Genomic DNA, 14,539 nt, shown 5'->3' with positions numbered 1-14,539 from the left:
ACGAAGGGAAAGCATTGTCATTTTGAAGTTGTTAAACATTTGTTTTATTTGTTTCAGGTTTCAAGTTTCAAGTTTAGTTACGTTGCGTTTGGCAACTTGAAACTTGAAACCTGAAACTAAAAAAACTATTTTCTCTCTCTAATTCTTTTATAAAAACGGAATCCCAGCATAATTAAAACCGAGAATAATATAATTCCGATTACGCCGAAAATCCAGTTGATGGCACTTTTTAAAACTACTAAAAATACAACGGCAAACAAAATAATCGTGGCGCCTTCATTCCATAAACGCATGAAATTATTGGAATATTTTACCTCATCATTTTGCAATTGTTTGAAAATTTGATGGCATTTTCCGTGATATAAATATAAAAGGAAAACGAAACATAATTTTACGTGCATCCATGATTGTGTAAGCCAAATATGACCTGCATCTGTAAAAAACAGCATCCAAAAAGCAAAAACACTTGCCAAAACCGCCGAAGGCCATGTAATAATGTACCACAAACGGTAGGCCATTATTTTGTATTGCGCCTGCAAAATCTCTTTTTCTGGCGAAGATTTTTCACTGGCTTCAATTTGGTAAACAAACAAACGCACAATATAAAACAAACCCGCAAACCAAGTGATCACAAAAATAAGATGCAGTGATTTTAAATAATTATAATATTCCATAAAGTCTATTGTCTTTACTCTTGCTTCTAAAGTCTTTGTTCTTTATTCTTTATTCTTTATTCTTTACTCTTTCTTCTATTTTCTATTTTCTATTTAGCCCAATCATTAATCCAGTTAGAAACCGTCTGGCACCATTCATCATCATCATTCAAACATGGAATTGCCAAGAATTCTTCTCCTCCATTGGCTTCAAAATCTTCTTTGGCACGCATTGCGATTTCTTCCAAAGTTTCTAAACAATCTGAAACGAAAGCTGGAGTTACAACTGCCAATTTTTTAATTCCTCTTGCTGGCATGTTATCAATTTCAACATCTGTATAAGGTTCTAACCATTTATCACCCGCTAAACGAGATTGGAAAGTCAAACTGTATTTGTCTTCTGGAAGCCCTAATAATTTAATGACTTGTTTTGTTGTTTCGTAACATTGGTGACGGTAACAAAATTCGTGCGCTGGAGATGGCGTGTTACAACATGAACCATCAATTTTACAATGTGATTTTGTTACATCCGTTTTGCGAATGTGACGTTCTGGAATTCCATGATACGAAAACAATAAATGGTCATATTCAAATCCAACCAAGTGTTTTTTGATAGAATCGGCTAAGTTTTTGATGTAATCTGGTTTGTTATAAAATGCCGGAACATCAGTAAATTTCATGTGAGGAAATTTCTTCTTGCGAATTTCTTCGGCTTTAACCAAAATAGTCAAAGTCGATGCCATTGCATATTGCGGATATAAAGGAAAAAGCATTACATCTGTAACTCCTTTATCGTTTAATTCCTGAAGTCCTTTTTCGATTGTCATAGTTCCGTAGCGCATCGCTAATGAAACTGGAACATTTACTAAAGGCTGTACTTTTTTCTGCATTCTTTCTGAAAGAACCACTAATGGAGACCCTTCTTCCCACCAGATTTTCGAATAAGCATGTGCCGATTCTTCTGGTCTTTTTCTTAAAATAATTCCGCGAACCAATAATGCTCTCAATAAATACGGAACGTCGATCACGTATTTATCCATTAAAAATTCATCTAAATAGGGTTTTACATCTTTTGGTGTTGGACTGTCTGGTGATCCTAAGTTTACTAATAATACGCCTTTCATTATGTTTTTTGCTTTAAGCTTTTATTTGTTTTAAAAAATTTCGGCAAAAGTATTTAAGGATACTTTATCGAAATATGATATTTATTACTTTTTAATTATTGTTTAATATTTAAAATTGATTTATTAGATCTTTCCATTCAGAAATTCCGTTCTTATAAATTCAATAGACTGTTTATAATAATCATTATTATTCCAATCGCTAATTTCAATGTGAATTTCACGATTATATAAACAGATTACTTCGCACTCAGGTTCTAATTGGATAGCAAACAGAATATCTCCATCATTATAAGTTGCGTAACTATCTTCAAGCTGACCTATGTTTCCATACTTTATTGTCCTATAGTATTTTAAATATTTGAATACATCTGGCAATTCCTCTTTAATTACATTATAAAGGTCTTTGCCAAATCGATTATAACGTACCAAAACTTCTTCAAATTTTTCTTCTATATAATCCTTATGATCTCCTAATATTCCAATTTCCATTATTTTAATAAAACTTGAAATTAAACATTCGCATTAATCGACATTAAATATTTTTTGGGTGTTGTTCCAAATTTCTTTTTGAACGCCGCGATAAAATGACTTCCTGTGCTATAGCCAATTTTCAATCCCACTTCGTTTACGTTATAAGAACCGCTGTCTAAAAGTTTTCTTGCGAAATCCATTTTATAATCGAAAAGGAAACCGTAAACTGTGTCACCGTAAATTTGTTTGAAGCCCATTTTGAGTTTTTTCAAATTCAAACCAATTTCATCTGCCAATTCTTGCAATCCTGGCGGTTCGGCCATATTCGCTATTACAATTTCTTTTGCTTTTCTGATTTTCAAAACATTATCTTCGTCAATCAAAAACGGACATTGTTCTGCATTTGGGTCTTCTGTTCTATTGAAGTACAAACTCAGCAATTCGTATCCTTTTCCTTTATAATAAAGGTTTTTGATCGATGGATGAAGATTGTAATGAAACAACTGACTAAGTACAATTGCCATCGACGGGCTAATATTTCCTTCGTTATAATACTTTTTATCCTTATTATCAGGACTTAAAAAAGTAATATAATTGGCTTCGGCAGAAAATAAGGCGTGAAATTTCTTGATCGAAACAATTACTGAAATCACCCAAGAGTTTGGAGCTAATTCTAAATTCAACGGTAATTCTTTCTGAGGATTGTATAAAAGCAATGATTTTTCTTCTTTCAGCTCTAAAGCATAAGTGCCTTGATTGAACAAGAATTTTGCATTCCCCTTTATCCCGAAGTGAAACTGTATCAGACCAGTACCTACAATTTCATGTTGCGCAAAAAATGGCTCGGTGCCGTCATTCTGAAAACGGATCAGCGTAAAGTCATCTTCAATTTTTATAATTTCTTGAGAACCCATAGCGATATTTTTTTGAAACGAAAATCAAAACAAAGTTCAAATGTTATTTAGAACGACTCTAAACTAATCACTTCAAATGAGTTGATTTTGCTACAAAAGTAGTCCTTTTTACTCAAAAACACCTATTTAGGTTCAAAAAAACATACAGCGACATAAAAAGTACTTTTAGCGTTATTTTTATCGATGGTATAGTAATAATTTTGTTGCACTTTTATGAAAGTGAATTTATGGAAAACAATAACGTACCGAAACATCTTTATTTTTACTCAGTTGGTCTGAGTTATAAAAAAGCTGATGCTGAGGTCAGAGGTCAATTTAGTTTGGATGCAGTTGCGAAGACGCGCCTGTTGGAACAAGCTAAAAACGAAGGAATAGAAAGTTTACTAGTAACTTCAACCTGCAACAGAACCGAAATTTATGGTTTTGCAGAACACCCATTTCAATTAATAAAACTAATCTGCGATAACAGCAATGGTTCTGTTGATGCTTTTCAAAGAGTTGGCTTCGTTTACAAAAATCAAGAAGCAATCAATCACTTATTTCGTGTAGGAACTGGTTTAGATAGCCAGATCTTAGGTGATTTCGAAATTATATCTCAAATCAAAACTTCTTTCATTCACTCTAAATCTTTAGGTTTAGCGAATGCTTTCATGGAAAGATTGGTGAATGCGGTTATCCAAGCAAGCAAAAGAATTAAGAACGAAACTGAGATTAGCTCTGGCGCTACTTCGGTTTCTTTTGCATCGGTACAATACATTTTGAAGAATGTAGAAGACATCAGCAATAAAAACATTTTGCTTTTCGGAACTGGAAAAATCGGAAGAAATACGTGCGAGAATTTAGTAAAACATACTAAAAACGAGCATATCACTTTAATCAACCGTACTAAAGATAAAGCTGAGAAATTGGCTGGAAAACTAAATTTGATTGTTAAAGATTATTCTGAATTGCATTTAGAACTTCAAAAAGCCGATGTTGTGGTTGTAGCAACAGGTGCTCAAAATCCAACGGTTGACAAAGCGATTTTAAATCTAAAAAAACCTTTATTGATTTTGGATTTGTCGATTCCGAAAAACGTTCATGAAAATGTTGAGGAATTAGAAGGCGTAACGTTGATTCACATGGATTATTTGTCTCAATTGACAGATGAAACTTTGGAAAACAGAAAATTACACATTCCAGCTGCAGAAGCGATCATCGAAGAAATCAAAGAAGAATTTGTGACTTGGATGAAAGGCAGAAAATTTGCTCCAACAATTAATGCTTTAAAAGAAAAATTAAACGCTATTAAAGCTTCAGAACTAGATTTTCAAAGCAAAAAAATTGCCGATTTTAATGAAGAGCAAGCTGAAATAATCAGCAACCGAATCATTCAAAAAATCACTACTCATTTTGCAAATCATTTAAAAGACGACGATACCATGGTCGATGAAAGCATTGAATGGATCGAGAAAGTCTTCAAAATAAAAGCATCTTAAATAAATTTTTAAACCATATAAGTCATATAAGTTCATTTAACAAACTGCTGTTTTACCCAAACTGCTTAAATTTACTTATATGACTTATATGGTAAAATTCAATAAAATGGCTGAAAAAACAATCAGAATTGGAACGCGTGACAGCGAATTAGCACTTTGGCAAGCACATACTGTCGAGAAAAAACTAAACGATTTAGGTTATAAAACTTCAATTGTTGCCGTTAAATCTCAAGGCGATATTATTCTGGACAAACCGCTTTATGAACTTGGCATTACGGGAATCTTCACCAAAACTTTAGACATTGCCATGATTAATGGCGATATTGATATTGCCGTACATTCTATGAAAGATGTTCCGACAGCTTTGCCAAAAGGTATCGTCCAAGGTGCTGTTTTACCAAGAGCAAATGTTTTAGATATTTTAGTCCACAAAGGAAATCCTGATTTTGCAAATCCAAGCACCATTGCAACCGGAAGTCTGCGTCGCCAGGCACAATGGTTCAACAAATATCCAAATCATACTGTGGTTGATTTACGCGGAAACGTAAATACGCGTATGCAGAAGTTACAAGATAATGATTGGGACGGAGCTGTTTTTGCAGCTGCAGGTCTAGAGCGCATCAACTTAAAACCCGAAAATTATATCAATTTAGATTGGATGATTCCAGCGCCGGCTCAAGGAGCAATGTTGGTTGTTGCAATGGAAAACGACAATTATACTTTGGATGCACTTTCTCAATTAAATGATATCGAAACTGAAATTTGTACCTACATCGAACGTCAGTTTTTAAGAACGCTTGAAGGCGGATGTACTGCGCCAATCGGAGCTTTGGTTACGTATAACGAAGACGAAGACACTCTGCATTTTCAAGGCGTTTTACTTTCTATTGACGGAAAACAAAAACTGGAAGTCAACAAAACGGTTGATATTTCAGAATGGAAGAAATTAGGTTTCAATTCTGCTCAGGAGATTTTGAATAATGGAGGAACGGAATTAATGCAGAAAATTAAAGAATCTCTAAAGAAATAATGGCAAACTCTGTTCAAATACTATCCACTAAAATATTATCTCCTCTTCATAAGCAAGAACTAATGAAATATGGCGTTGAATTAATTGAAGCTGATTTCATTAAAACCGAAAACAAACCTTTCGAATTAAAAGACCTTAACGAAAGTCTGATTTTTACAAGTCAGAATGCTGTTCACAGTGTTTTATCAAATCCAAAATCAGAAGAACTGAAAAAGAAAAACGTGTACTGCGTTGGCCTTAAAACCAAAAGTCTTTTAGAAGAAAACGGTTTTAATGTTGTGGCTTACACAGGTTATGCTTCTGATTTAGCTGAAATTATCACTTTGATTTATAGAAATGAAAGCTATACTTTCTTTAGTGGAAATTTAAGAAGAGATACTTTGCCAGAAGCTTTGAAAGAAAACGGAATTAAATTCAACGAAATTCAAGTTTACGAAACTACGCTTCAGCCACAAAAAATAAAAGCAAATCCCGAAGCGATTTTGTTTTTTAGTCCGTCCGGAGTTAAAAGTTATCTGAAACATAATACCATCAATAAACAAATCTGTTTCTGCATTGGTGATACGACCGCAGAAGCTTTATCAAAAATTACAAAGAATATCATCGTCGCAGATCAGCCTACAATCGAGGACGTAATCGAAGATGTAATTCACGAATATAAATAATGTTCACGACGTCCTGCAAGGTTTTCAAAACCTTGTAGGTTTAAATATAAATCAACAAACAATACCTACAAGGTTTCGAAAACCTTGCAGGAAAAACAAATACGAAATGTTAAAAAACGACTTATTCTTAAAAGCATTAAAAGGAGAAACTGTTCAACGTCCGCCTGTGTGGATGATGCGTCAGGCTGGAAGATATTTACCAGAATTCAGAGAACTTCGTGATAAATATGATTTCTTTACGCGTTGCGAAACTCCAGAATTAGCTGCTGAAATCACAGTACAGCCAATTCGCAGAATTGCTCCTGATGCTGCCATTTTATTCTCAGATATTTTAGTTGTGCCACGCGCAATGGGAATTCATGTAGAATTGAAAGACAATTTGGGTCCGATTATTCCAGATCCAATCCGTACAATGGAACACGTAAATCAAGTTTATGTTCCAGATGTAAATGAAACATTAGGCTACGTTTTTGACGCGGTAAAATTGACCAAAGAAATGTTGAATGATGAAGTTCCATTAATTGGTTTCGCTGGTTCGCCTTGGACAATTTTCTGCTATGCTGTTGAAGGAAAAGGTTCTAAAAGTTTTGATACTGCAAAAGGATTCTGTTTTTCAAACCCAGTTGCGGCACATACTTTATTGCAAAAAATTACCGATACGACTATTTTATACTTAAAAGAAAAAGTGAAATCGGGTGTAAATGCCGTTCAGATTTTTGATTCTTGGGGAGGAATGCTTTCTCCAGTTGATTATCAGGAATTTTCATGGAAATACATCAACCAGATTGTTGACGCTTTAGCAGATATTACTCCCGTTATTGTTTTCGGAAAAGGATGTTGGTTTGCTCTTGGCGAAATGGGTAAAAGTAAAGCTTCAGGTATTGGAGTAGATTGGACTTGTTCTGCAAGAAATGCACGTTATTTATCTGGAGGACAAAAAACATTACAAGGAAATTTCGATCCATCAAGATTGCTTTCTCCAATTCCGACAATCAAGAAAATGGTTCACGAAATGATCGACGAGTTCGGAAAAGATAAATATATCGTAAATTTAGGTCACGGAATTTTACCAAATATCCCTGTAGATCACGCAAAAGCGTTTATTGATGCGGTGAAGGAATACGGGAATTAGTATTTAGTCTCGATTTTGATTTCCTGCAAGGTTTTCAAAACCTTGTAGGTTTAAAAGTTGTTTTTATATTTACAGTAAAAACTTACAGTAAATTAAAAATGAAATTTGAAGTATTGGAAAAAGATTGCTACTATCATATTTATAATAGGGGAATTAACGGAATAACTATTTTTGAAAATGAAGCAAACAAACTTTATTTTTTAAAGCAATTAGCGAAGTATTTAGAGAAGAAAATTTCCATTTTTGCTTATTGCCTAATGAACAATCACTTTCATTTGGTTATTCGCTTGGACATTGAAGAAAAGGAAGTTACACAAGCATTTTCAAACTTATTTAATTCTTATGCTAAGGCATTTAATAAGCAAACCAATAGAACTGGAAGTTTATTCGAAAAACATTTTAAAAGAATAAGGTTAAAAGACGAAAATTATTTGAGACATCTGATTGTGTATGTTCATTTAAATCCTAAACATCATTTTAATTTAGACTTTACAAATTTTAGATTTTCGTCTTATCAATCTTTTTTATCAAATAAAGTAACAAAAATAGAACGAAATGAGGTTTTACATCTCTTTGGAGATTATGAAAACTTTACCTTTTGCCATAATCAAAAGAATGAGTTTTTAAACGAAACTTACACTTTTGAATAATTTAAATTTGTCCTGCAAGGTTTTCAAAACCTTGTAGGTTTACAATTTATTTAAAAATAAAACGTATAAATAGAAGAATACCTACAAGGTTTTGGAAACCTTGCAGGAGAGTCAAAGAAATGCTAAATAAAGGACTTAGAGACGAAGAAAAAATAAGAATTGATAACGTTCTGAAAACGTTACGAACTCTTGTTTATGTTCCTTATCCTTTGAACAATCTTGAAAAAGAAAATATTGAAAATCAGCTAAAGGAAATTGGGCTGAACCTCGAAATTTTATCCAGCCAAACAAATGAAGATTTAATAGTATTATTAATGCAACTTCATTTTGATTGGGAACATTTAGAGCAATTCGGAGATATTTTAATCGAATTCTCTAAAGAAGAAAATTATAATTTTACTGATAAAGCTTTAGCTATTTATCAATATATTCAACAGGAAAGCAAAGTTTTTTCGTTTGGAATTAATACTAAAATCTCTTCTTTAAAAAACAAATAGCAATGAGTTTTACAGATTGGAAAACAGACCGAATCGAAGATATTCTTTCTGAAGAGTTTTATAAACTCATTGACAAGAATAGAAATCACATTTCGCAAACTTTTCCGGTAACGCTCGTCAACTCTGATTCGCTGAAAAAAGCAAAAGATTTTATCTCATTTGCGATTGACAAAGAGAAAAACAAAGAAGGATATTATTTCTACGCAAGAGATTTAAAAACCAATAGTTTAATTGGTTACTTATGCATCAAAAGCATCGATTTCCGTATTTCGAAATGCGAATTGGGTTATTTTATTGACGAAGATTTCCAAGGAAAAGGAATAACATCAAAAATGGTTTCAGATACACTTGATTTCTGTTTCAATGAATTACTAATGAATAAGGTTTTTATCTGTACATCAGAAATCAATTTGGCAAGTCAACGAATTGCATTAAAACATAATTTTAAACAAGAAGGAATTTTAAGAGACGAATTTAGAAATGGCGACGGTCAATTGCAAAACACTGTTTATTTCGGACTTCTTAAATCAGAATACAATCAACATGAAAGATAAATTTTACGCATACATACAAAATTTACAAGACCAAATCTGCGCTGGATTAGAAGCCGTTGACGGAACGACAAAATTCCGTGAAGACTTATGGAAACGTCCGGAAGGCGGTGGGGGAAGAACACGCGTTATTGAAAACGGAAATGTTTTCGAAAAAGGCGGTGTCAATATTTCAGCCGTTCATGGAAAATTGCCGGAAACGATGCAAAAAATGTTTAATGTTGGTGAAGCCGATTTCTTCGCTTGCGGATTAAGTTTGGTTTTACATCCAAAAAATCCAATGACACCAACGGTTCATGCCAATTGGCGTTATTTTGAAATGTATGACGAATCTGGAAAAGTGATCGAACAATGGTTTGGTGGCGGACAGGATTTAACGCCTTATTATTTGTTTGAAGAAGATGCAAAACACTTTCATCAAACATGTAAAACCGCTTGCGATAAACACAATCCTGAGTTTTATCCAAAATACAAAAAACAATGCGATTCATATTTCTGGAATGCACATAGAAACGAAGCTCGAGGAATTGGCGGTTTATTTTTTGATTATTGCAAAGCAAATGAAGCAATGTCAATGGAAAATTGGTATAACTTTGTAACTGAGGTTGGTAATAGTTTCCTTGAAGCTTATGTTCCGATTGTGGAAAGAAGAAAAAATTTAGAATATACGCCTGAAAACAGAAACTGGCAAGAAATCCGTCGTGGCCGTTATGTTGAATTTAATTTGGTTCATGATAAAGGCACATTATTCGGTTTAAAAACGAATGGAAGAATTGAAAGTATTTTAATGAGTTTGCCTCCACATGTGCAATGGGTTTATGATCATCATGCAGAAGCCGGAAGCGAAGAAGAAAAATTGGTAAATGTGTTAGAAAATCCGGTTGATTGGGTTTAAAGTTTTATTGGAAATTCACATTTTGGAATAATTATGTCGCTCCGCTGGAGCTTTCGAACAATGTCACATAATTATTTCTATAAATATTTTGCTCCGCTGGAGCTTTTTCAAGAAATATAAAATAATCTAAAGCAGTCCCAGAGGGACGAAATATTTATAGCAAAATATAAATAGTACGATATAAAGCCCCAGCGGGGCGAAATATTGATTCACAAACAAAAAATAGGCATTTATCCTACAAAATTAATTTATTGATTAGATTTACTTCTCAATAATTTTAATTAAAATATGGCAAACACCTATTCGCAATTATATATTCATATTGTTTTCGCAGTTAAAGGCAGAGAAAATTTAATTTCCAAAAACTGGAAAGATGAGATTTATAAATACATCACTGGGATTGTAACTAATAAAGGACAAAAGCTAATTGCAATTAACGGAATGCCAGATCACATTCATATATTAATTGGTTTAAAACCTGACAAATCCATTTCAGATTTAGTTAGAGATATTAAAGCAAATTCATCTAAATTTATAAATGCCAAAAGGTGGATTAATGGAAAATTTGAATGGCAAAATGGATTTGGAGCTTTTACATATGGTCATTCTCAATTAACAAATATTATTAAATATATTGAAAATCAAGAAGAACATCATAAAACAAGAACATTCAAAGATGAGTATATAGAATTTTTGAAGTTATTTAATATTGGTTTCAAAAATGAATATCTTTTTGATGAGATTTGATTGCCTAGAGAATATCGCTCCGCTGGAGCTCAAATTCTGAACTCGATAAAATAATACTATAAATATAATGCTCCGCTGGAGCTTTTGTATGAAACAAATTAATTTTCTATAGATATTTTGCTCCGCTGGAGCTTTCAAACAAATCCCAGAAAGACGCAATATTTATAGAACTTTTTAAATGTATTTCATTCAACCTCGTAGAGGTGACATATTATATACATAACCAAAATTATTTGAATAAAATCAATGAAATTTAAACTGATTTACATAGCGTTTTTTACAAGTGTTTTTGGGGGGTTCGCCCAAAACGACACTTTGCAGAACCCTTATTTTAAATCATATAATGACAAAATCACCGCAAGCGTTTATTATTTAGACACTTCAAATAGTTTTGAGATCGCTTCAGATAATACAGATCCGAAAATATATGTCAATCTTATTCCGAATAGAAGAGAACAAATTGGTTTTAGTTTGAATTATAAAATCATTGACATTACTATTGGTTTCGCTCCAAAATTCCTTGGCGGAAACAAAGGAGATTCTCATTCTAAAAACTTTAATTTCAATACCCGTTTTTATTATAAAAAATGGATGCAGTCTTTCACTTTCATAAATCAAAAAGGCTTTTATATTAGCGAAGATAATTTTACCGCTCAACTGCCACAGATGCGGACTACAAAAATTGGCGGATCGACATCGTACATTTTTAATGATAAATTCTCTTTTAAAACACTAGTTAACCAAAACGAATGGCAAACTAAAAGTTCCGGAAGTTTTATTCCAACTTTTTCTTTTTATTACACGAATATAGACTTTAACACACCCGATTCATCTCCTGGTGACATTTATGTATTTACTTTAATGCCTTCTTATTTTTATAATTTTGTAATTAGTGATCGTGTATTAATTGGAGCAGGAATTGGCTTAGGAGCAGGAATGAATGATATTGACGGCGACACCTCAGCGTTATATCAAGCTGATTTAAATTTAAAATTAGCCTATAATAAAGATCGTTTTTTCGGTTTTGCCACACTAAATACGGTAAGTTTTGCGCAAGATGACAAAGTTGATCCAAGATTGAATGACAATATAGCAACCGTAAAACTTTCAATAGGTTATCGATTTGATCCGCCTAAAAAAGTAAAAGAAGTTTATGATGATGTAAATAAAAAAATAGGCCTTTAAAACATTTAAAAAAATAAACCAGCCCCAATAACAGACTCAAACTAACGGAATATTTATAAATAATAAATTTAATTATTATGGAAAATAGGAATGAAGCACAGTTGAAAAAAATGCATTCGGGAAAAGGATTTATTGCCGCTTTGGATCAAAGTGGCGGCAGTACGCCAAAAGCTTTGGCTCAATACGGCGTTACTGAAAACAGTTATTCAAACGAAGAAGAGATGTACACGCTTGTTCATGAAATGCGAACAAGAATCATCAAAAGTCCAGCGTTTGACAGTAATTATATTTTGGGCGCTATTTTGTTTGAAAACACAATGGACCGCAAAATCGACGGACAATGGACGGCCGATTATTTGTGGGAAAAGAAAAATATCGTTCCGTTTTTGAAAGTCGACAAAGGTCTTGCTGATCTTTCAAATGGAGTTCAAATCATGAAACCGATTTCAAATCTAGATGATTTGCTAGATCGTGCTGTGGCGCGAAATATCTTTGGAACAAAAATGCGTTCGGTAATTAAAGAAGCAAATGCGAAAGGAATTCAGGAAGTTGTTAAACAACAATTTGAAGTTGGTTTACAGATTTTTCAAAAAGGATTAATTCCGATTATTGAACCAGAAGTTGATATTAACAGCGCAGACAAAGCAAAATCAGAAGAAATTCTGAAAGAGGAAATTAAGAAACAGCTGAATTTATTAGATAAAGATGTAAAAGTAATGCTGAAGCTTTCGATTCCAACTGTAAATGATTTTTATAGCGATTTAATGACGGATCCACATGTTGTGCGCGTTGTGGCATTATCTGGTGGCTATTCTCGAGAAGAAGCAAATGATAAACTGTCACAAAATCACGGATTGATTGCCAGTTTCTCCAGAGCATTATCGGAAGGGCTTTCAGCAGGACAATCAGATACAGATTTTAATTCTGAGTTAAGCAGCACAATTAAAGAGATTTACAAAGCCTCAATTACATAAATAAGTCAAAAGATTAAAGTCGTAAAGTCAAAAGTCTTTAAATCAATCAATAAAAATTTAAAAATAAGATTGTAGAAAAATCTAAAATCTGTCCCGAAGCTTCGGGACTAAAATCTAAAATTCAATTAAAATGTTCCCATTACAAAGAAACCGTCGTTTAAGAACCAATGAATCAATTCGATCTTTAGTTCGTGAAACAAGCTTAAGTCCACAGGATTTTATGCTTCCAATGTTTGTTGCTGAAGGAAAAGATATAAAATCAGCTATCCCTTCAATGCCTGGAATTTATCGTCATTCGTTAGATAACACTATCAAAGAAGTAAAAGAAGCTTGGGATTTAGGAATCAAAGCGGTAAATATTTATGTGAAAGTAAGCGATAATTTAAAAGATAATAAAGGTACCGAAGCCTGGAATAAAGATGGTTTGATGCAACAAACGATCCGCGCCATAAAAAATGCGGTTCCGGAAATGATTGTAATGCCGGATGTGGCTCTTGATCCGTATTCAATTTATGGCCATGACGGAATTATCGAAAATGGCCAATTAATTAACGACGCAACTGTAGACGCTTTAACACGAATGAGTTTAAGTCACGCTGAAGCCGGAGCCGATTTTGTAGCGCCAAGCGACATGATGGACGGAAGAGTTTTAGCAATCAGAAAAGCATTGGAAGAAAATGGTCACCATAACGTGGGGATAATGAGCTATAGCGCCAAGTATGCTTCCGCTTTTTATGGTCCATTCCGCGATGCGTTAGATTCTGCTCCGGTAGATTCTCAAAATATCCCAAAAGACAAGAAAACATATCAGATGGATTATGCCAACAGAATTGAAGGAATTCGCGAAGCTTTATTGGACGTTGAAGAAGGCGCAGACATTGTAATGGTAAAACCAGGAATGGCTTATCTAGACATTGTTCGTGAAGTAAAAAATGCTGTTCATGTGCCAGTTGCGGTTTATCAAGTATCTGGTGAGTACGCAATGGTAAAGGCCGCAGCAGAAAAAGGATGGCTCGATCATGACAAAATTATGATAGAGCAACTTTATTGCATTAAGCGCGCAGGTGCTAGTATTATCTCTACTTATTTTGCAAAAGAAGCTTCAGTAATTTTAAATAGATAAGATGAAAAAAGCACTATTCTTAGCGACTGTTTTAGCCTTAGTTTCATGCAAAAAAGAAAGCCAAGAACCTTTTGGAAAATCAACACAAAGTACCGAATCAGTTTCTGAAGGAGAATCGGCGAAAGCCAAAACACCTGAAGATTTGGGAAAAGAAATTTTTGAAGGAAAAGGAAATTGTGCTTCTTGCCATCAGGTGGGGGAAAAAGTAATTGGGCCAAGTATTCAAGAAATCGCAAAAATCTACAAAGATAAAAAAGGCGACATTCCAACCTTCTTAAAAGGAAATGCTGAACCAATCGTTGATCCGAGTCAGTTTGCAGTAATGAAAACGAATTTCGCGATAACGCAGGCAATGTCTGATGAAGAATTAAAAGCAATTGAAAGTTATATTTATAGCAATTTGAAATAAACAAAACCTTTCAAAACAAAAAAACGGCGCTGCAATCAGCG

17 protein-coding genes are annotated in these 14,539 nt (G+C 33.5%); 13 read left to right on the top strand and 4 right to left on the bottom strand.

The features are described from left to right. Window positions 1-125: 125 nt before the first annotated feature. The 4 genes from H600_RS0102955 to H600_RS0102940 all read right to left on the bottom strand — a co-directional run bounded on the left by H600_RS0102955 (window position 126) and on the right by H600_RS0102940 (window position 3,162). Window positions 126-674, bottom strand: coding sequence for a CopD family protein (locus H600_RS0102955; protein ID WP_026727394.1), 549 nt, complete (start codon window positions 672-674; stop codon window positions 126-128). An 89-nt stretch (window positions 675-763) separates the two neighbouring features. After that, window positions 764-1,777 (bottom strand): ferrochelatase, encoded by a 1,014-nt coding sequence (gene hemH / locus H600_RS0102950; RefSeq protein WP_026727393.1) that lies wholly within the window; start codon window positions 1,775-1,777, stop codon window positions 764-766. Between the two features lie 123 nt (window positions 1,778-1,900). Then, window positions 1,901-2,266 carry a hypothetical protein gene (locus H600_RS0102945; protein ID WP_026727392.1) on the bottom strand — a complete coding sequence of 122 codons (366 nt, stop codon included), beginning with the start codon at window positions 2,264-2,266 and terminating at the stop codon, window positions 1,901-1,903. A 20-nt stretch (window positions 2,267-2,286) separates the two neighbouring features. Next, window positions 2,287-3,162 (bottom strand): AraC family transcriptional regulator, encoded by an 876-nt coding sequence (locus tag H600_RS0102940; protein WP_026727391.1) that lies wholly within the window; start codon window positions 3,160-3,162, stop codon window positions 2,287-2,289. Between the two features lie 227 nt (window positions 3,163-3,389). Here H600_RS0102940 and hemA point away from each other — a divergent pair, with 227 nt between their 5' ends. From hemA to H600_RS0102875, 13 genes are all read left to right on the top strand, one after another. After that, window positions 3,390-4,640, top strand: a complete 1,251-nt coding sequence (gene hemA, locus H600_RS0102935) for a glutamyl-tRNA reductase (protein WP_026727390.1) — start codon at window positions 3,390-3,392, stop codon at window positions 4,638-4,640. Between the two features lie 106 nt (window positions 4,641-4,746). Beyond that, window positions 4,747-5,670 (top strand): hydroxymethylbilane synthase, encoded by a 924-nt coding sequence (gene hemC / locus H600_RS0102930; RefSeq protein WP_026727389.1) that lies wholly within the window; start codon window positions 4,747-4,749, stop codon window positions 5,668-5,670. Further along, window positions 5,670-6,335, top strand: coding sequence for a uroporphyrinogen-III synthase (locus H600_RS0102925; RefSeq protein ID WP_026727388.1), 666 nt, complete (start codon window positions 5,670-5,672; stop codon window positions 6,333-6,335). The genes hemC and H600_RS0102925 overlap by 1 nt, the downstream gene beginning before the upstream one ends. 106 nt (window positions 6,336-6,441) lie before the next feature. Then, window positions 6,442-7,467, top strand: a complete 1,026-nt coding sequence (hemE, locus tag H600_RS0102920) for a uroporphyrinogen decarboxylase (RefSeq protein ID WP_026727387.1) — start codon at window positions 6,442-6,444, stop codon at window positions 7,465-7,467. 98 nt (window positions 7,468-7,565) lie between these two features. Further along, entirely contained in the window at window positions 7,566-8,117 is a 552-nt protein-coding gene (locus H600_RS0102915; RefSeq protein ID WP_026727386.1) for a transposase, read from the top strand. 119 nt (window positions 8,118-8,236) lie between these two features. Next, window positions 8,237-8,614, top strand: a complete 378-nt coding sequence (locus H600_RS0102910; RefSeq protein ID WP_026727385.1) for a hypothetical protein — start codon at window positions 8,237-8,239, stop codon at window positions 8,612-8,614. A 2-nt stretch (window positions 8,615-8,616) separates the two neighbouring features. After that, window positions 8,617-9,168 carry a GNAT family N-acetyltransferase gene (locus tag H600_RS0102905; protein ID WP_026727384.1) on the top strand — a complete coding sequence of 184 codons (552 nt, stop codon included), beginning with the start codon at window positions 8,617-8,619 and terminating at the stop codon, window positions 9,166-9,168. Then, window positions 9,158-10,060 (top strand): oxygen-dependent coproporphyrinogen oxidase, encoded by a 903-nt coding sequence (hemF, locus tag H600_RS0102900; protein ID WP_026727383.1) that lies wholly within the window; start codon window positions 9,158-9,160, stop codon window positions 10,058-10,060. Before H600_RS0102905 ends, hemF begins: the two co-directional genes overlap by 11 nt. A 288-nt stretch (window positions 10,061-10,348) precedes the next feature. Then, entirely contained in the window at window positions 10,349-10,807 is a 459-nt protein-coding gene (gene tnpA, locus H600_RS0102895; protein ID WP_026727382.1) for an IS200/IS605 family transposase, read from the top strand. 246 nt (window positions 10,808-11,053) lie between these two features. After that, complete coding sequence (locus tag H600_RS0102890) at window positions 11,054-11,992, top strand: DUF4421 family protein (protein ID WP_026727381.1); 939 nt, start codon at window positions 11,054-11,056, stop codon at window positions 11,990-11,992. A 77-nt stretch (window positions 11,993-12,069) separates the two neighbouring features. Further along, window positions 12,070-12,966 (top strand): fructose bisphosphate aldolase, encoded by an 897-nt coding sequence (locus tag H600_RS0102885; protein ID WP_026727380.1) that lies wholly within the window; start codon window positions 12,070-12,072, stop codon window positions 12,964-12,966. 130 nt (window positions 12,967-13,096) lie between these two features. After that, complete coding sequence (gene hemB, locus H600_RS0102880) at window positions 13,097-14,089, top strand: porphobilinogen synthase (protein WP_026727379.1); 993 nt, start codon at window positions 13,097-13,099, stop codon at window positions 14,087-14,089. Window position 14,090: 1 nt separating this feature from the next. Beyond that, complete coding sequence (locus H600_RS0102875) at window positions 14,091-14,498, top strand: c-type cytochrome (protein ID WP_026727378.1); 408 nt, start codon at window positions 14,091-14,093, stop codon at window positions 14,496-14,498. The last annotated feature ends 41 nt before the right edge of the window (window positions 14,499-14,539 follow it).

This window comes from Flavobacterium denitrificans DSM 15936, assembly GCF_000425445.1.
Lineage (GTDB): Bacteria > Bacteroidota > Bacteroidia > Flavobacteriales > Flavobacteriaceae > Flavobacterium > Flavobacterium denitrificans.
This window is presented reverse-complemented; position numbering and strand designations above follow the sequence as displayed.